20 protein-coding genes are annotated in these 18,531 nt (G+C 37.1%); 13 read left to right on the top strand and 7 right to left on the bottom strand.

Annotated elements, in window-relative coordinates:
• The first annotated feature begins 78 nt into the window (after window positions 1-78).
• From dsbD to dsbG, 3 genes are read left to right on the top strand one after another with little or no spacing between them, the layout of a single operon-like run.
• Window positions 79-2,100 (top strand): protein-disulfide reductase DsbD, encoded by a 2,022-nt coding sequence (gene dsbD / locus RFH42_RS10740; protein WP_374990832.1) that lies wholly within the window; start codon window positions 79-81, stop codon window positions 2,098-2,100.
• Window positions 2,097-2,930 carry a TlpA disulfide reductase family protein gene (locus RFH42_RS10745; protein ID WP_308975594.1) on the top strand — a complete coding sequence of 278 codons (834 nt, stop codon included), beginning with the start codon at window positions 2,097-2,099 and terminating at the stop codon, window positions 2,928-2,930. Before dsbD ends, RFH42_RS10745 begins: the two co-directional genes overlap by 4 nt.
• Window positions 2,930-3,685 carry a thiol:disulfide interchange protein DsbG gene (dsbG, locus tag RFH42_RS10750; RefSeq protein ID WP_308975595.1) on the top strand — a complete coding sequence of 252 codons (756 nt, stop codon included), beginning with the start codon at window positions 2,930-2,932 and terminating at the stop codon, window positions 3,683-3,685. Before RFH42_RS10745 ends, dsbG begins: the two co-directional genes overlap by 1 nt.
• A 22-nt stretch (window positions 3,686-3,707) precedes the next feature.
• Here the strand turns inward: dsbG and RFH42_RS10755 are convergent, their stop codons facing one another.
• Genes RFH42_RS10755 through RFH42_RS10765 form a run of 3 tightly spaced genes read right to left on the bottom strand, consistent with a single transcriptional unit; the run spans window position 3,708 to window position 5,471 of the window.
• Entirely contained in the window at window positions 3,708-4,598 is an 891-nt protein-coding gene (locus tag RFH42_RS10755) for an MBL fold metallo-hydrolase (protein WP_308975596.1), read from the bottom strand.
• 1 nt (window position 4,599) lies between these two features.
• Window positions 4,600-5,013 (bottom strand): DUF6691 family protein, encoded by a 414-nt coding sequence (locus RFH42_RS10760; RefSeq protein WP_374990833.1) that lies wholly within the window; start codon window positions 5,011-5,013, stop codon window positions 4,600-4,602.
• Between the two features lie 38 nt (window positions 5,014-5,051).
• Entirely contained in the window at window positions 5,052-5,471 is a 420-nt protein-coding gene (locus RFH42_RS10765) for a YeeE/YedE family protein (protein WP_308975597.1), read from the bottom strand.
• 95 nt (window positions 5,472-5,566) lie between these two features.
• Here RFH42_RS10765 and RFH42_RS10770 point away from each other — a divergent pair, with 95 nt between their 5' ends.
• The 4 genes from RFH42_RS10770 (at window position 5,567) to RFH42_RS10785 (ending at window position 8,791) form a co-directional block, all read left to right on the top strand.
• Entirely contained in the window at window positions 5,567-5,869 is a 303-nt protein-coding gene (locus RFH42_RS10770) for an ArsR/SmtB family transcription factor (protein ID WP_308975598.1), read from the top strand.
• 75 nt (window positions 5,870-5,944) lie between these two features.
• Window positions 5,945-7,123 carry a hypothetical protein gene (locus RFH42_RS10775; protein WP_308975599.1) on the top strand — a complete coding sequence of 393 codons (1,179 nt, stop codon included), beginning with the start codon at window positions 5,945-5,947 and terminating at the stop codon, window positions 7,121-7,123.
• A gap of 121 nt (window positions 7,124-7,244) precedes the next feature.
• Window positions 7,245-8,120 carry a hydroxyethylthiazole kinase gene (thiM, locus tag RFH42_RS10780; RefSeq protein WP_308975600.1) on the top strand — a complete coding sequence of 292 codons (876 nt, stop codon included), beginning with the start codon at window positions 7,245-7,247 and terminating at the stop codon, window positions 8,118-8,120.
• A 65-nt stretch (window positions 8,121-8,185) separates the two neighbouring features.
• Complete coding sequence (locus RFH42_RS10785) at window positions 8,186-8,791, top strand: OB-fold-containig protein (protein WP_308975670.1); 606 nt, start codon at window positions 8,186-8,188, stop codon at window positions 8,789-8,791.
• 45 nt (window positions 8,792-8,836) lie between these two features.
• On the opposite strand, the gene RFH42_RS10790 is transcribed toward RFH42_RS10785, so the two are convergent.
• The gene (locus RFH42_RS10790) at window positions 8,837-9,304 is read right to left on the bottom strand and encodes a DUF6231 family protein (RefSeq protein WP_308975601.1); all 468 of its coding nucleotides are present in this window, start codon (window positions 9,302-9,304) and stop codon (window positions 8,837-8,839) included.
• Between the two features lie 34 nt (window positions 9,305-9,338).
• Here RFH42_RS10790 and RFH42_RS10795 point away from each other — a divergent pair, with 34 nt between their 5' ends.
• Window positions 9,339-10,211 (top strand): DUF2797 domain-containing protein, encoded by an 873-nt coding sequence (locus RFH42_RS10795; protein WP_308975671.1) that lies wholly within the window; start codon window positions 9,339-9,341, stop codon window positions 10,209-10,211.
• Between the two features lie 78 nt (window positions 10,212-10,289).
• On the opposite strand, the gene lpxB is transcribed toward RFH42_RS10795, so the two are convergent.
• Complete coding sequence (gene lpxB, locus RFH42_RS10800) at window positions 10,290-11,474, bottom strand: lipid-A-disaccharide synthase (RefSeq protein ID WP_308975673.1); 1,185 nt, start codon at window positions 11,472-11,474, stop codon at window positions 10,290-10,292.
• Between the two features lie 234 nt (window positions 11,475-11,708).
• On the opposite strand from lpxB, the gene RFH42_RS10805 reads away from it, so the two are divergent.
• Together RFH42_RS10805 and RFH42_RS10810 are read left to right on the top strand one after the other, a co-directional pair.
• Window positions 11,709-12,800 carry a 3-deoxy-7-phosphoheptulonate synthase gene (locus tag RFH42_RS10805; RefSeq protein WP_308975602.1) on the top strand — a complete coding sequence of 364 codons (1,092 nt, stop codon included), beginning with the start codon at window positions 11,709-11,711 and terminating at the stop codon, window positions 12,798-12,800.
• Window positions 12,801-12,930: 130 nt separating this feature from the next.
• On the top strand, window positions 12,931-13,458 hold the full coding sequence (locus tag RFH42_RS10810) for a protein tyrosine phosphatase family protein (protein ID WP_308975603.1): 528 nt from the start codon (window positions 12,931-12,933) through the stop codon (window positions 13,456-13,458).
• A 6-nt stretch (window positions 13,459-13,464) separates the two neighbouring features.
• On the opposite strand, the gene ispF is transcribed toward RFH42_RS10810, so the two are convergent.
• Window positions 13,465-13,956 carry a 2-C-methyl-D-erythritol 2,4-cyclodiphosphate synthase gene (gene ispF, locus RFH42_RS10815; RefSeq protein ID WP_308975604.1) on the bottom strand — a complete coding sequence of 164 codons (492 nt, stop codon included), beginning with the start codon at window positions 13,954-13,956 and terminating at the stop codon, window positions 13,465-13,467.
• Window positions 13,957-14,054: 98 nt separating this feature from the next.
• Here ispF and RFH42_RS10820 point away from each other — a divergent pair, with 98 nt between their 5' ends.
• The gene (locus RFH42_RS10820; RefSeq protein ID WP_308975605.1) at window positions 14,055-14,714 is read left to right on the top strand and encodes an A1S_1983 family putative colistin resistance protein; all 660 of its coding nucleotides are present in this window, start codon (window positions 14,055-14,057) and stop codon (window positions 14,712-14,714) included.
• 79 nt (window positions 14,715-14,793) lie between these two features.
• Here RFH42_RS10820 and RFH42_RS10825 read toward each other — a convergent pair whose 3' ends face one another.
• Window positions 14,794-16,818 (bottom strand): NADPH-dependent 2,4-dienoyl-CoA reductase, encoded by a 2,025-nt coding sequence (locus RFH42_RS10825; RefSeq protein ID WP_308975606.1) that lies wholly within the window; start codon window positions 16,816-16,818, stop codon window positions 14,794-14,796.
• A 128-nt stretch (window positions 16,819-16,946) separates the two neighbouring features.
• Between RFH42_RS10825 and RFH42_RS10830 the strand changes: the two genes are divergently transcribed.
• Together RFH42_RS10830 and RFH42_RS10835 are read left to right on the top strand one after the other, a co-directional pair.
• Window positions 16,947-17,504, top strand: coding sequence for a PadR family transcriptional regulator (locus RFH42_RS10830; protein ID WP_308975607.1), 558 nt, complete (start codon window positions 16,947-16,949; stop codon window positions 17,502-17,504).
• Between the two features lie 38 nt (window positions 17,505-17,542).
• A complete protein-coding gene (locus RFH42_RS10835; protein ID WP_308975608.1) occupies window positions 17,543-18,451 on the top strand; it encodes an alpha/beta fold hydrolase in 909 nt (302 codons plus the stop codon).
• Window positions 18,452-18,531 lie beyond the last annotated feature (80 nt).

The following is an 18,531-nucleotide window of genomic DNA, read 5'->3' on the forward strand; positions in this document are numbered from 1 at the left end:
CTACAAAGAAAACGAACTGTTAATGTTCTCTTAATTCACTACAATAGATAATACTGACAAATTGAACTTAAATAGGGAATAAAGAACTTGCGTTATTTACTCTGTCTTGGCTTAAGCAGCTTACTGGCTGTGACTAGTGTACATACTTTTGCAAATGTTGATTTTTTAACTCCTGAGCAAGCGTTTTCTTTTTCTGCGGAATCAATTAATAACAATACTGTCCAACTACAGTGGAAAATTGCACCTCATTACTATCTTTATCACGACCAATTTAAAGTTAGCCTACAACAGAAACCACTTAAGTTAAATTTACCTGCAAGTGTCGACAAAGATGATCCCAACTTTGGTTTAACACGAGTTCATTATAATCACGTCCAAACCCAAATCTCCGTTCAGCCCAATAGCCAATATTTAGTGACTTGGCAAGGCTGTTCAAGTGATGGACTTTGCTACCCATTACAACGACGGAATATTTCGACAGATGCTGAAGGGCTTTTGGGGCTAAATAACAATAAAAGTCAAAAAACACTGCTTAATAATAGTCAAAGCCAAAATGTCACATTAGAAAATAAGTCTGAAGGGATAAAACAAACTGTCGAATCAACAGCTACAATCACACCCAATAAAGATATTGCACCACTGACAAAACCAGTTACTGAAACAATAAACTCCTTAAAAGAGCCTGAGCAAGTTGAATCTGGTATTGTTGCAATAGAGAAAAAAACTGAATCTAAACCTGAGTTCATCCACGCATCCGATATTGCATCTACGCCAAATCAGACAACACAGGTACAAAATCAGCTTTCTCCTGACTCAGATCAACATATAGAAAGCTCAATTCTTCAACTTAATAATGATCAAGGTTTTTTACACCTTCTTTCACCAGATCACTTAACCCTCAATCTCTTAATTTTCTTCTTATTGGGTATTCTCTTAGCCTTTTTACCTTGTTCTTTACCGTTAATTCCTATCTTATCAGGCATTATCATACAAGAAGCCCGAGGTTACCGCGCAATCATCATTGCCTTAAGCTTTGTATTAAGTATGGCCATGGTCTATGCCTTAATGGGGGTTTTAGTTGCTGAAATTGGTTATAGCTTTCAGCGTTGGTTTCAAAACCCGATCATTATCGGTGTATTCTCCTTAATTTTTATTGCACTGGCTTTAAATCTTTTTGGACTTTATCAACTGACTTTACCTCGACCTTTACTCGAAAAACTAGACCAACTACAAAGTAAACAGCAAGGTGGCACCTTAGTTGGTGCTGTAATTATGGGTATTTTATCTGCGCTCATTGTTGGCCCATGCATGAGTGCCCCATTGGCTGGTGCCCTATTATTTGTCTCCCAAAGTCATGATCCTATTTTGGGCAGTATTTATATGTTTATCTTAGGCTTAGGTATAGGTGTCCCTTTATTTATTGCGAGTGTCTTTGGTGCTAAATATCTACCCAAACCAGGTCTTTGGATGGATCGTATAAAGATTGGTTTTGGCTTTATTATGTTAATGGTGGCGTTATATTTTATTCGCCCAATGTTAGGCAGTATGTACTATTCCGTAGCATTTGCTCTGCTTTGCCTTAGTTTAGCGATTTATCTATTCAAAATACGAGTTTCAGCCCAGACTAATTTTGCTAAAACTTTCATACTATGTATCTCATTACTAAGTATTGCTGCTGCAATATATAATGTGAAATCCTCACTACAAAATTATCAAATAGCACATTCATCTCAAAAATTATTATCGTGGCAACACGTCACTACATCTGAACAATTCGAACAAGCACTTCAAATAGCAAAACAACAAGGGAAACCTATTTTGATTGATGTTTATGCTGATTGGTGTACCGCATGTCAACCTATTGAGAATGAGGTATTGCCACGAACAGATGTACAACAAGCAATGGCTAATTTTACTTTAATCAAATTGGATCTCACCAATAATGATCCATCTCAGGCTTCGATTTTAAAACAACGTGAAATTTTAGGTCCGCCAACCCTATTATTTCTCGATAACCAAGCTCAAGAATTACGCCAGTTACGACTCACAGGTACATTTAGTGCTAAAAAATTCATCCATCAACTAGAACAAGTAAAATGATTAGTGCTCAAGCCATACACCTTGGCCCAATCATGTTACCTTGGCCATTGGTTATTTTTTCCTTAAGTCTTGTCTTAGCCATTGCGATGGCTAAACAATTTAGTCAGCGTTTTACTGTTTCAGTAGAAAACTGGCATCAATTTAAAGACAGTATTTGGCAAGCCATTTGGATTGGTCTAATTATAGGTCGAATAGTTTTTGTGAGTATGGATTTAGATTATTATCGTTTACATCCTATCGATATTATAAAAATTCAAGACAAGGGCTTTCATTTTATTGCAGCATTACTTGCATCCACTTTATGGATTCTATGGAAGAACTGGAAAAATACCCGTTATGTTTCCATAATATTTTTAGTTTGTTGTTTTAGTTTCTCAAGCATTGGCAACTGGGGCTATAAAAAATATCAGCAGCAATACCAACAGTTTCCTCAAATCGAACTGATGGATCTTCAGTTAAAGAAACATAGGTTATCAAGTTATATTGGTCAACCCACTGTGATAAATCTTTGGGCAAGCTGGTGCCCCCCTTGTCATCGTGAAATGCCCGTACTTGCAATGGCACAGCAACGTCACCCGAATGTTAACTTCGTGATGATTAACCAAGGGGAAGACCCAGCAACAATTATGCAATATTTACAGGATAATCAACTTCAATTTAAACACATTTTACTTGATCAAGAAGGACTAAGCGCAGAAAAAACAGGAATGTATGGCTTACCAAGCACGCTATTCTTTAATGCACAAGGCCAACTTGTTGATCACCATATGGGTGAAATCAGTCAAAGTGTTTTAGACCAAAAACTTAAAAAAGCTCAAGGAAAATATTGATGCAAAAACTTAAATGTCTAGCTCTTGCCACACTAGGATTGTCTATTAGTCTTGCTAGCTGTGCCAAAACAGAACAAACAAGTACTTTAAAGCAACAGTTAGAAAAACAGGGCTATAATTTTGTGAAACAAATCGATGCTCCTGAAGGATTAATTGGTTGGAGTGGTTTTAAAGATGAGTACCCATCTACAGTTTTTATCTCTAAAGATCAAAAATATTATATAGTGGGTGATTTATTTAATGCTCAAAATACAAACCTTACAGAAGAAGCGATTAATACTCATGTAAAAGGAGCTGTATTAGAACAAATTTGGAAAAGTTTGGAGCAAACGACTTGGATTCAAGATGGTAAAAAAGATGCCCCAAAAATTGTATACGTCTTTACAGATGTCAACTGTCCTTATTGCCATTCATTTTGGCAAAAAGCACGCCCTTGGGTAGATTCTGGTAAAGTGCAGCTTCGCCATATTATGGTTGGGGTAATCAGAGAAAATTCAAAAGCCCAGGCTGCAACAATCTTATCTAGCAATAATCCCGAAGAAATATTTAAACAATTTAATCTAAACAATGGAAAAAATAAAATTAAGGATATGACCAATATTCCCAAAATTTTATCAGATAAGCTCGACAATAATGCTGAGACCATGGAGAAATATGGTTTCTATGCTACTCCAGCAATTGTTTGGAAAAATGCCAAAGGTGAAATTGAGAGTCAACAAGGCATGCCAAAAGATTTACAGGCTATTTTAGATTAAACTTCTATAGCACCACTCAAGATCATCCTTGGTCTTGAGTGGTATTAAAGTAATTTAATGGTAGTCGTAAATAACGAATACCATTTGATTCTAGCGTAGGCAATTTACCCGCATCCATATTGACTTGAATTGCCGCTAAAATTAATTTTGGCATCTTTAAGCTTTTATCACGTTGCTCACGCATAGCAACAAAATTCTGCTTATTGATACCTAAATGAATATGAACATTTTTATTTTTTTGCTCCGCAATACTGGTTTGGCATTGGTAATGTTGACGTGACGTAGGTAAATAGTCATGGCATAAAAAAACTCGAGTATCATCAGGTAATTGATAAAGTTTTTGTACTGAATCAAATAACTGCTCCGCACTACCATTTGGAAAATCACAACGTGCCGTACCATAATCAGGCATAAATAAAGTATCACCAACAAATACCGCATCTCCAACAACATAGCTTAAGCATGCTGGTGTATGCCCAAGTGTTGCAATATTATAAGCATCGAGTTGACCTATTTTAAATTGTTCTCCTTCAGCAAATAAATAATCAAAAGATGGATGTGCTGTAAAATACTCACCATCAAAATGATAAATTGGACCAAATGTGCGTTGTACAAGAGATATCTTTTCACTCATGGCAACACATCCACCAAGATGTTGTTTTATATATTGCGCTGCACTTAAATGATCTGCATGTACATGTGTCTCCAAAATCCACTGTACATTTAGATGATGTTGCTGCACGTAAGTTATTATTCGATCCGCCTGTTTAGTGCCCGTGGTCGCACTGACACTATCAAAGTCTAATACACTATCTATAATTGCACATTGCTTTGTTGCCGGATCACTCACTACATAACTATAGGTATTTGTTGTCACATCAAAGAAAGATTCAATTATTGGTTTTTGTTTCATTTTACGCTGCTCCACTTATTTTTCGTTGTAACCAAATACCCCCACTCATTGCGAGTAGAAAATAAAAAGCTTCAATATGACCCAATCCAAGTAAAGCAAAACTAGGTCCAGGACAAATGCCAGCGATGGCCCACCCTATACCAAAAATTACAGCGCCAATAATCAATTTATAATCTATTTGTTTTTGCGTAGGTAAATTTATAACTTGTCCTGAAAGCGTATATGGTTTGCGAATTGCGCGCTGCATAGGTATAAATACCACCATAATCGCACCTAGCATAACAAAAATTAAACTTGCATCCCACTGTCCTGTAACATCTAAAAAACCAATAATTTTAACTGGATTTGCTAGACCTGATATGATTAAACCCAATGCAAACAATGCGCCAAAAAATACAGCCATTACAGCATTCAATAAACTGTTTTCAGTGTTCTGTGTGGTACTTTCTTTCATCATAAAATCCCCCATACATGACGAGTGAGCCAAACTGTGAGCATGGCAGCTGCCATAAAACAAGCTGTAGCAACAAAGGAACGTTTTGATAAACGGCTTATACCGCAAATCCCGTGACCACTAGTACAACCTGATCCCATGCTTGTTCCGAAGCCGACCAATATTCCTGCAAGAATAAATAACCATGGCTCCTGTACCACAAAATCAATATTGGGTCGTTGCCAAAAACCATAAAGCGCAGCTGATAAAATCATGCCCAATAAAAACCATTTCGCTGGACTTCGTACAAAAGTTTTTTTATTTAATACCTGAGTGAGCATACCGCTTATTCCAGCAATACGTCCGTGTACATATAAGTACCCTACAGTGGCAATGCCTAATAACATGCCACCCAACCACGCCACAATATATTCATGCATGAATAATTACCTCTAACTTCAAAATGCCAGTTACAATATACTTTTTTATAATATATAATTATATTAATTATTCAAGCCTATTTTAGAGATGATTTATGCCAAGTTCTTTTTCAATTGATTTTAGTCAGGTTGACTACGTTGCACAGCAGCTCAAGGTTTTATCAAATCCAGATCGTTTAAAAATTTTATGTGTACTAAAAGATGGTGAAATACATGTGCAGCAAATCGAAACACTTACTAATATTCAGCAACCAACTTTATCACAACAACTTACATTACTGCGTAGAGCCAAATTAGTGACAACTAGACGGGATGGAAAACAGATTTTTTATTCAATAGCAGAGCCCAAAGTTTTGCTACTGATGCAGCAACTCTATCAACTGTATTGCCAAAATTAAGAGATTTTCAATGATCGAACATTCCTGAACGAACAATGTATAATGGCATCAGCTTTATATAAATGGTCTATGTGCATGTCTATTCAAATCTTAAATAAACAATTAGATGAAAGTCAGCACTGTCCTCTTTGCCAAGCTTCAATGTACTTTATTGATGCAGAGCAATTTGAAAAAGAGTTTAACTTTTATCAATGTAGCCATTGTTCACATCAAGTATTTAATGACGGGCACCATAATTGCCATTGTGAACATTGCCAAAATACGCGTAAGAAACTAATTAAGGCAACGCGTTTACAAGAACAGCGTTTTAAAGATAATAAAACAGATCTGGTCATTAAGGATTTAAACCAACTTAGCTTCTTACAGCAATTATTTCTGCTCTCACTCATTGATAACATCGTGCAAGAAGATAAAAGTTATAATGAATACATAGACTGGAATAATATTAAATACCACCATATTACCCCAAACTTTCAATTTCAAAATTCTCTGTTACAACAGCTCATTAAAGAAGGTGTATTAATAGAACATGATCCAAATGCAAAAACAGAACAAATATTAGGCTCAGGACAATACCATATTCAACTTCGAATCGATGGTTATACAGAACCAAGTCTGTACAGTATTTGTCAACAACTGCGTTTGCGCTTTTTTGAAAATCTTTCTCGCGGCGTACCATTTAAAACTGCCGATCAAGTAAAAGATACGTTATATCTAGTGTTATATCATGAGATCGTACAATTTATGCAGTTGTATTGTCGAACTTGGGGTATCCAAATTTCTGGTAATCGTGGTTTACAAAGTTATTGCTATCATTTAATGGAACATCTAGCTGTAGGGCAAATTTACTATCTTATTCAAAATGCTCTTGAATATCTCTATCAGCAAAAAGCTTTACATGTCCGCAATGAGAATTTCATCAACACGAATATTTTAAAGAAAACATTGATGCAATATCGTCAACGTAGCGTAGATGAAAAATGGGAAACACCCACTTTACCACGACCACATAATCTAGTTTTAAGTAACATGAGTAATATCCTCTTTTACCGTTTTCTAGATTATGACGAGCACATCTTTATTCAACCCGTATGGCGTAGTTGGAAAAAGATTGCTCCTCGGCTAAATTTTTATTCAGATAAACGTTGCATGCACTGTGGTTCACATGATCTTAAAGTTGACTATGATGCCGCTACCTATGTTTCCTTGAGTTGTCAAAAATGCAAACATCAAGATCACTACTTTATCCGCTGAGTGAATAATAAATTCAGATTGGATCAAATATTAGATGTTGATTGCATAGATCAGAGACTTTACCAATACCTATAAATACGGCTAACCTTATCCTATTCACTTCAGCCTATTGGATGACCCAATGCAACACACTCAACAACATTGTTTTGACAACATAAACCAATGTACTGTTACAGATCAATTCTTCATTGAACAAGTCATTCAAGCTTGGCAAGCTCTACAGCAACAAAATCCCTTAGTACAATGTATTACCAATAGCGTTGCTGCCAACTATGTTGCTAATCTTCTTTTGGCAGCAGGTGCCTCACCAGCAATGATAGATAATCCGCACGAATCTGCGGCATTTGCTCAAATTGCAGGAGGATTAAATATTAATCTGGGTACTCCAACAAGTGAGCAAATTGCTGCAATGCAGCTTGCAGCCCAAGCAGCACAACGGAGTCATACACCATGGGTGCTTGATCCTGTAGGCTATGGTGCCCTGCTACATTGGCGTAGTGAAACTGTTGATCAGCTACTACAGTATAGTCCTCATATCATTCGAGGTAATGCTTCAGAAATTAGTACATTAGCTGGCACAGTAATACAAAATAAAGGCGTAGACTCCACTTTATCTAGTCAGATAGCCGCAGCACATGCTCGACCATTACTCCAGTCTACCGCCTGCATTGCGATTTCAGGAGCTTCAGATTTTATTGTTTCTCGCCAATTTGATGCCTTAATTGAGATACAAGGTGGTCATGTAAACCAAACAAAAATTACAGCTAATGGCTGTGCATTAGGCGCTTTATGTGCTGCCTATAGCGCCGTTAGTACTAATGCAACCATTGCAGCTGTTACAGGACATATTCATTTTGCAATTGCCGCGCAACTCGCCTATAAGAAAGCTCCACAAATAGGTAGTTTCCATGCTGAATTTTTAAACCAAATAGAATCACTTGATGCGAACCATATTGAGCAATATGCTTGTATAAAATTTCTACGCCATTCATCATAAGGTCAGCTATACTGGCATCATCTTATTCTGCAAATCAATATTAATGGAATACTGCTCATATGCTCATGCAATTTTTTAATGAAACAAACCTGATGCCGTTTCATATGAGCGTATTAATGCTGATTTTGCTCAGCCTTGCTGAAACTATAGGCTATTATATTCACCTCAGACCGAGTTCTTTATTAAAGAAAATATCTCCACAATGGTTAAAACGCTCACCATTTATACAGGTGAAATTTTCTAAAATCTCAATCTTTGTCTTCTTGTTAATTAACTTTAGTTTTGCAGGCTACTTTTTACAGCTAGCTATCTTCGCAAGTCGCCAAGAGTTTGCACCATGGTTTTACGTTATTGTGCCTGCACTAATTATGGCCATCTTTTTTACAGTCTTTATGATTCACTGTCTTGATCAGGTCATTAAGCCGCAGTACACACCAACTGCTATTAACTTAATTGGTCGTTTAGCAACCATTTCTAGCGGCAATGCCCGTCCTGGATTTTCAGCTCAAGCTCGTGTAATTGATGAATATGGCCAGCTACACTATATTCAGGTCGAACCTGAATTTGGGGAGTTAGAATTACAATCTCAGATTATCTTAATTCGTTTCAATAAATCACATTATGTTGCTAAAACAATCTCAGCAAATAATCATCTATTTCATGCTGAATAATCATCTAGAGTTCATATTGCAAAATACACGGTCAAAGCAGATATATTACCAACGGTACTTATCCCAATTTTCAGGATTAGCCCAATATTTAGCATTTAGCCAATCTGGAACATGTTTATAATTCAGAATATTAAATAGCCATATACATTGTTGTTCAGCTAACTGGTAATCAAATAACTGCTGAAAACCCAAAGCACGCATTAATTTTTCATCTGCCTTATTCGCACAAATCACAATACGTTTAGCCCATAAATCACGCAATTTCACAATTAGCTGTGTCTTTTGCTGGGAACTAAACTGTAACAAGTCAGAGTCATTTAATTGCACAAGGGCAATATCATATCGTTGTTGAAAAGGCAGATTTAAAAATGCAGATGCGTTAAAATGGCTAAATTGAATGTTCAAATCTGATGAATCATTCGCCAAATTTAATCCAATGGAAATTGCAGTCTGAATCGGCTGTTGTTGTGCTAAATCGTCTAGCATCAAAGTGATGACATTTTGCTCAGCCATGACTGTACCTTTTATATCGAGTGAGAAATTAGCAATGGAACGACAAGGCATTTGTCATAAAATGCATGCAGCTCTGTTAGAGAATAATGTAACTGATCCATCCCTACATCAAGCAAATGTTGAATATAAGTTTAATTTAGACCGTACCGTAGTCGATCTACCCTTTCAACTTGGTCAACAAATTGAAATAGAATGGACTGGTAAAATTTACTGCGTCTCGTGTGGAAATTCTACACCTAAATCATATTCACAAGGGCATTGTTTTAAATGTTTTAAAACCAAAGCATCTTGTGACCTATGTATTATGAAACCTGAAACTTGTCATTACCATTTGGGTACTTGCCGTGAAGATAGTTTTGCGCACGAAGTCTGCTTTCAACCACATATTGTCTATTTGGCAAATTCAAGCGCATTAAAAGTGGGGATTACCCGTTTAGGACAAATGCCTACACGCTGGCTCGACCAAGGTGCAACTCAAGCCCTACCGATTATGAAAGTCGGATCACGGCGCTTATCTGGTCAATTAGAGACCATGTTTGCAAATGAAGTTGCCGATAAAACAGACTGGCGCAAATTATTAAAAGGACAAGCTGAACCTCTAAACTTGCTCGAAATTCGAGACCAGTTAGTTGAACAATTTAGCCCCAAAATTCAAACGATTCGTGAAGAGTTTAGTCAAAAACTAGAGTTCAATGAAAATGTTGAACTGCTTGAAAATGAATCCCCACGTGAGTTTATTTATCCAATAAACAGCTATCCTGAAAAAATTAAATCACATAACCTTGATAAAACACCAATCATCCGTGGAGTCTTACAAGGAATTAAAGGGCAATATTTAATGCTTGATACAGGTGTGATTAACATTCGCAAATACACAGGTTATGAACTTATTATTCGAGCTGAATGATCTCTCATAATTCTAATAATAGCCGTACATACCTTATGATATACGGCTATTGATTATTTTGGATGTCATATACTCATATTACTTTATGTGGATATTTAACAGCTCTAAAATAGCAAGAGCTGGATCTTCACTATTTCCAGCCAATAGTTTTTTATGTAAAGTTTTAAACTGCATGGTCTGAATCTGTCCAACCTCAACATCCATCAAGCGTTCAATTTCAGTCGCAAGATTCTGTGCGGTTGCTTCACGCTGAATAAGTTCTTTGATTACACGTTTTCCTGCAATAATATTAGGTAAAGAATAATATGGAATTTTTACCAAGCACTTGATAATAATATAACTTAACCAATTTAACTTATAAAACGATACCATAGGTCGATGCATTAACATCGCTTCTAAAGTTGCGGTTCCTGATGCTAAAGCAACAATATTTGCGGCATCCATTACTTGTCGACCAATACTAGACTCTGCACTTTGATTCTCTAACAACATGATTTGACGTTTAAAATGATCAGGATAGTGCTCTAATAACTGTGCTATTTGTTGTTGTCTTGCAGCATTGATTGCAGGAATAATAAAAATATCTTCTGGGAATTTATAATGCAATATTTGAGCAGCATCCAATAACATGGGACCCAAACGTTCAACCTCTCCCTGCCTACTCCCTGGCAATAAGGCAATATGGCGCTGATTTACGGATAATCCAAGTGCTTGCTTTGCGTGAGCAATTGGATTATCAAGTGGCAGTTCTGTTGCTAAAGGATGGCCAACAAATGCTGCTGGAACATTAAATTTTTGATAAAAAGCTTTTTCAAATGGGAATAAACATAGAACCAGATCAATAGACTCTTTTATTCCATAGACTCGTCCCTGTCGCCAGGCCCATACTGAAGGACTTACATATTGTACAGTCTTAGTTGGTAAATGATGTTGTTTTATACTTTTAGATAAACGCAGATTAAAATCAGGCGCATCAATCCCGATGAAAATATCAATTGGTCTTTTAGCCCAACGCTCCACCAGTTCATCACGAATGGCGAAAAACTTTTTTAAGTCTTTGAGTACTTCAACGATACCCATTTTAGAAAAAATATCCATTGGATAAAAGCTTTCTAATCCAGCAGCAATCATTTGTGGACCACCTACACCCTCAAATTCTGCTTCAATACCCAATTCTTGGAAACGGCGCATCAATTTAACCCCAAGCGTATCGCCCGAAACTTCACCAACCACTATTCCAATGCGTAATTTTTGATTATTCAACATGATATCCCCTGCAAAGCAAGCACATCTTAACATAGCAGAACTAAGCTTATTTTTTTAAATTCAGTGCCAACAAACAATCTAAACTGAATTCTCCATACAAATACACCGAAAAATATCACAACCCGACAAATATCCTAGACTTATTCTGCTTTAGCCGTGTTAAACATTAAACAATTCGTGTTATATTCAAGCGAATTTCTACTCAACTGTATGATTACCCAGTGACGGCAAATGAATACACCTAAGTCTACCCCTCTTGTACAATCTGATATTGATGACGTGAATGTTCAAAGCATTCAACCTCTTGTAACTCCAGCAAAATTAAAAGCGGAACTTCCTTTAAATGGTCAGGCCTATCAAACAGTGCTACATGGTCGTGAAACAATCCGCAATATTTTAGATGGCAAAGATAAACGTTTGTTTGTTGTGATTGGTCCATGTTCAATCCATGACCCTATAGCTGCACATGAATATGCAGACCGCTTAAAAGTGCTTAGCGAAAAAGTAAAAGATACTTTATATATTGTCATGCGTGTTTATTTTGAAAAGCCTCGTACAACAATTGGTTGGAAAGGTCTAATTAATGACCCTGACATGAATGATTCATTCAATATTGAAAAAGGTTTACGTATTGGCCGTAAGCTCTTGTTGGAACTGAATGAAAAAGGATTAGCTTGCGCAACTGAAGCCCTAGATCCGAACTCACCACAATACTATCAAGACTTGATTTCTTGGTCAGCGATTGGGGCACGTACAACCGAAAGCCAAACTCACCGTGAAATGTCCTCAGGTCTTTCGTCTCCAGTTGGTTTTAAAAATGGTACAGATGGTGGCTTAACTGTTGCAACCAATGCGATGCAATCCGTTAAACACGGGCATAGTTTCTTGGGCTTAAATGATCAAGGTCAAGTTTCAGTAATTCGCACCAAAGGTAATCCATATGCACACGTTGTTTTACGTGGTGGTAATGGTAAACCAAACTATGACGCAGGTTCAGTTGCCGAAACTGAAAATGCCTTGGCTAAGGCGAAGGTGAGCAACAAGATTATGATTGATGCTAGCCATGCCAATTCAAATAAAGACCCATTCCTACAGCCGTTGGTACTGAAAAATATTACTGAACAAATTTTAGATGGTAATAAATCTATTGTTGGTATCATGGTTGAGAGTCATCTCAAAGGAGGTCGTCAAGACATCCCTAAAGATCTCAATCAACTTGAATACGGTAAATCAGTCACAGATGGTTGTATCGATTGGGAAACGACTGAAAATACGCTGCTTGAAATGGATGCAGCATTAAAGAACGTTCTTCCAACACGTTAATGCTGAATAAAGCGCCATCTACCCGATGGCGTTTTACTTTGTTGTGGATTATTGCTAGCTACAGCTTTCCTTGATCTATATTTAGACTTATATTTTATATTTACTTTTTTAGTTATTAGTTAACGGTCACATGAACAATCTTGAACAACAGCTCAGTCAAATTACCCATTTTCGCTATATACACCAACATCTCTTAACATCTGCCCAACCCAGTGTAGAGCAGCTTGCACAAATAAAATCATATGGTGTAGATACTGTTATCAATCTAGGTTTGAGTCATGAAGAACAATTTTTAGCAGACCAAGATCAACACTGTATTGCCTTAGGACTCAATTACTTACATATTCCAATAGATTGGGAATGTCCTGCCGATGAACAATGCCTTTTGGTTTTAGATCTAATTAACGCATTAGTACAAAACAAAATCATTTGGATACATTGTCCAAATGGCTATCGTGTAAGTAGCCTGATGTATTTATATCAACAATTTGCAATGGAAATTGATTTACCAACTGCACAAGAATTTTTACATCAACTTTGGGAACCCAATGCAACATGGACAGGTTTAATTCATGCCGTGACTCTACAGTTACAAGGCCGTAAAGCCACTCAAGAATTAGAAATGTCTTTACAACAAGTTGAAGACACAAATCCATAGCATTAACTATTTTGTTTGATGTGAAACCAAAACTATAGCTGTGGCTAAAATCCCTTCCTGACGTCCTGTAAAACCTAGCTTCTCTGTCGTTGTGGCCTTAATGCTTATTTGGGTCACATCCACATGGAGTACATTTGCGATACTCTGACGCATTTCTAGATTGTATTTCGACAATTTAGGACGTTCACATGCAACAGTAATATCAGCATTATTTAGTTGATAGCCACGATCTAAGATCAATTGATAGCTATGTTGAAGTAATTTACGGCTATCTACATCTTTAAATTCAGGATCGGTATCAGGGAAATGCTGACCAATATCGCCTAAAGCTAGAGAGCCTAATAGTGCATCACACAATGCATGTAACACAACATCACCATCAGAATGTGCTTTTAAACCTTGATTATGTGGTATCTTAATGCCAGCAAGCGTAACAAAATCTCCATCTTCAAATGCATGTACATCAATACCCTGACCAATTCGAATCTGTACTGACATAAAATCTCCCCCTGTGCAGTTTTTAATATGAAATCTTGTATTCATACTTTCTCTTTCGCTATAGTAAGTATGCAAGCATTTGGAAAGTATAAGCGATCATGCTGATCAAAACAGATTATTTATCGATGAAGTCTATTTTAACCCTCTTAAGTTTAAGCAGCCTAGCGATTTTCAGCAGCTCGATAAGCCATGCTCAAGCGATCCCTTGCGAAAATCCCCATCAGCAAGCTTGGAAAAAAATGCTGTGTGGCAATGAGCTAAAAAAACAACGTTTATTACTCAATGATAAATACCTAACAGCATATCTTGCCACAGATGCCCCAATACAGCTTTTAGAAAAGACACAACAACTCTGGCTCAACCGAGTACAACAATGTACAACTCGACGTTGTTTTGAACAGCAAATTGATCTACGCAGTGAGGAGCTTAATTTTTATACATCCATGAATCAAAGTATGACACAGCACTTTATCAAATATAATCGAGGTAAAATTGCGATACCAGAAGTGCATATCATGGTGCATCAACTCAGTACTGATCGTATAAAAATTGAAGGTAATGCTTATTTAAATCCTAACAATAAAAACCAACAACAAAGGATGTTACTTGCCTACAGTTCACCTGATCCTAAAAAGCCTGTTCTAGATAATGATCGTCGTTGTAGCTATCAAATGACTTTTCACAAAGCACTCTTAGTCGTACAAAGCAAACAAAAAGAATGCCAGCATTTCACTGGGCATTATCGACGTTACGATTAAGCCAATATAAATAGAAAAATGGTTGATTTCACTCAACCATTTCACATTCTAAGCAAATGATTCTCTATGAGAACTTCAATTAAATTTTTGCTGCAAGCTCAGCACCTTGTCTAATGGCTCGCTTAGCATCTAATTCACCTGCTTGGAATGCCCCACCAATTAAATGAACTTTTTGACCAGCCTCAACAAGTTGCTCATACATTGCTGTATAAGACTCTTGGCCTGCACATACCACTACATTGTCAACATCTAACACTTTAATTTGGTCATCTATACGAATATGCAAACCTAAATCATCAATTTTTTCATAACTGACTCCAGCAAGCATATGTACATTACGTTGTTTTAATCCAGTACGGTGAATCCATCCAGTAGTTTTACCCAAACCTGCACCAACAGTGCTAGATTTACGTTGTAACAAATAAATTTCTCGTGGAGAACTTTCAACTTTAGCAGCTTTTAAACCACCAACGTGAGCGTATTGAGTATCGATCCCCCATTCATCGTAAAACTTTTGTGGATCTTGACTGCCACTTTGACCACGATGACTCAAAAACTCAGCAGTATCAAAACCGATTCCCCCAGCTCCAATAATTGCCACACGTTGCCCAACTGTTTTACGATCACGCAGTACATCTAAATAACTTAATACCTTGGTATGATCAAAACCTTCTATTTCTAAACGCCGTGGTGTTACCCCTGTAGCAATAACAATTTCATCAAAGTTATGTTGCTGTAGTTTCTCAAAATCCATCTTATGAGATAGATGTAATTTAATATTCGGTTGTAATTCTATTTGACGTTTAAAATAACGTAGCGTTTCGTAAAACTCTTCTTTGCCAGGAATTGTTTTTGCAATATTAAACTGACCACCAATTTGTGTGGAGGCATCATAGAGCATCACCTGATGTCCTCGTTCAGCTGCGTTAACAGCAAAACTAAGCCCTGCTGGCCCTGCTCCAATGACCGCAATCGTTTTTTTATTCTCTGCTGCTAACATATTAAGTTCGGTTTCATGACAAGCACGAGGATTAACCAAACAAGAAGCTACCTGTTGAGTAAAAATTTGGTCGAGACAAGCTTGATTGCAGGCAATACAAGTGTTGATCTCATCACTACGTCCCTGTGAAGCTTTTAAGGCAAATTCAGGATCTGCTAGCATTGGACGTGCCATCGAAATTAGATCAGCATCACCTTCTGCTAGCACATATTCTGCCATTTCTGGGGTATTAATACGGTTTGAGGTAATGAGTGGAATGTTCACTAGCCCTTTTAACTTACGAGTCACCCAAGTAAATGCAGCACGTGGTACTTTTGTTGCAATAGTCGGAATACGTGCTTCATGCCAACCAATCCCAGTATTAATAATTGTTGCACCAGCTTTTTCAATTTCCTGTGCAAGCTTTACAATTTCATCAAAATTTGAACCACCCTCAACTAAATCAAGCATAGATAATCGATAGATAATGATGAAATTTTCACCTACTGCCTCACGAGTGCGTTTTACGATCTCTATTGCTAAACGTATTCGATTTTCGTAACTGCCACCCCACTCATCATCACGGTGGTTAGTCCGCGCTGCAATAAACTCATTAATCAAATAGCCTTCAGACCCCATAATCTCGACACCGTCATATCCAGCGTATTTTGCTAACTTCGCACAGTTCACAAAATCGGCTATAGTCTGCCAAACCTCTGCAGAACTTAATGCATGGGGCTTCACTGGATTAATAGGTGCTTGCACAGCTGAAGGTGCAACAATATCAGCCTGATATGAATAACGACCTGTATGTAAAATCTGTAAAGCAATTTTACCACCTGCCTGATGTACGGCCTGAGTGATGAGCTTATGAGGTTCAGCTTCTTCAAATGTTTCTAGCTTGGATCCGCCAGCAAAAGTGACACCTGCCTGATTCGGGGCAATTCCTCCTGTCACAATTAATCCAACTCCCCCTTTAGCACGTTCAGCATAAAATTGAGCCATCCGTTCAAAGCCATGTTCATGTTCTTCAAGCCCAACATGCATTGACCCCATCAAAATACGGTTTTTTAATGTGGTAAATCCTAAATCAAGTGGTTCAAATAAAAAGGGATAATGTGACATAAGTACTCCTGCTGGCAGTTGGCGAGCGTAAGGCTAGTTTTGATCAGCAGTTTTTTATAATCTAGTTTTGTTTTTAATGCAACATGTTGCATAATATCTAACATGCTCATTTTAGACTGATATAGCCGATGTCACTCTCTCATGCTTTACTCACCAGTTTAATTGAAAAACCAAGTACAGGTTCCGAACTGGCACGTCGTTTTGACCGCTCTATGGGCTTTTTTTGGCCTGCTACACACCAACAAATCTATAGAGAACTCAACAATATGCTTTTGAAGGGTTGGGTTTCCACTCTAGAAGATGAGCATTACACTGGTCGTAAAAAAACCTATCAAGTAGAAGCCTCTGGTCGGGCCGAATTAGCAGATTGGATCTACAAACAAAGTCCACCTGCACCTCTACGTGAGGAACTCATGGTACGTTTGCGCGCGGAGGCACAATTAAATACATCACAGCTTTTACCTGAACTGCAGCGTCATCTTGAGTTACATCGTCACAATCTACATATCTATCAATTGATTTATAATCGTGACTTTGCAATATCCGACTCTCAACCCAATCTACAGGAAAAAACCACCTACATACATAAAATGATTTTGCAATTAGGTATTAATCAAGAACTTGGCTGGATTACATGGTTAGAACAGTTAATTCCACAGTTACAACAATTTCAGGATCAACACTAATTTTCATTTTTGTATATTTCCTTAAGGAGTAAGTACTGATGCCATATTATTCAATGACTGACGACACTCAACTTCATGTTCGTGAAGTTGGTCAAGGTGATCCCGTACTAGTTCTCTCCGGCTTAGGTATGCAAAGTTGGCAATGGCTTCCTTTCTTACAATCAAGTAAAAAAACTCACCGTTTTATTATTCCTGATTGGCGCGGTTTTGGTGGGTCAAAGCACTGTAAAATTCCAATGCATTTGGATGCGATTACAAGTCACTGGAATGATATTAAGTGTCTAATAGAACAACTGGAACTTGACCAATTTAAACTTATTGCCTATTCAATGGGTGCTAGCACAGCAATGCATGGTATGCAATATGGGCATCTTTCAAGTAAATTAAAAAGTTATCTCCATATTGACCAAACTCCTAAAATCTCTACTGATTTTAATTGGTCTTATGGCTTGTTTGGTCAGGATTATTTTCAATTTATTGAGCTACTACAATCAATCTCTGATTTCTTAGCACAACATCAAGATAAACAAACTTTAGCACAACTTGAAGTACAACCTCGAAAACAACTTTTAAATATGTGGCTTAATTTCATACAGCTTCAGGACAGTAATAAAATTAGCCCTCTACTCTTCAAATTAGCGCTAAAACAACCATCCTTACAAAAACATTTATTGCCTATCCAACGATTAGACTATATGGCTTGGTACATCAATAATTATTTACATCATCAACAGGATTATCGTAAGGCCATCATTGGATTAGACTGCCCGACTACGTTTTTTATTGGCGCAAAATCAACCCTATATCCAGCACAAGGTCAGCTAGAAATTGCTGAAAGAATGAAAAATGCTAAATCCGTAGTATTTGAACGCTCTGGACACACTCCACTTTTAACTGAGCCTTTTAAATTTGGTCGAGAATTGCAGCATTTTTTACATGCAAATTAAACAATTTCATATTTAAGAAGATCTTTGAATAATGCCATTTTTTAAATGTCTAATTCATTCATATAAATTTACATGACTGG

It is taken from the genome of Acinetobacter rudis (assembly GCF_031157835.1).
In the GTDB taxonomy this organism is placed as follows: domain Bacteria; phylum Pseudomonadota; class Gammaproteobacteria; order Pseudomonadales; family Moraxellaceae; genus Acinetobacter; species Acinetobacter rudis_A.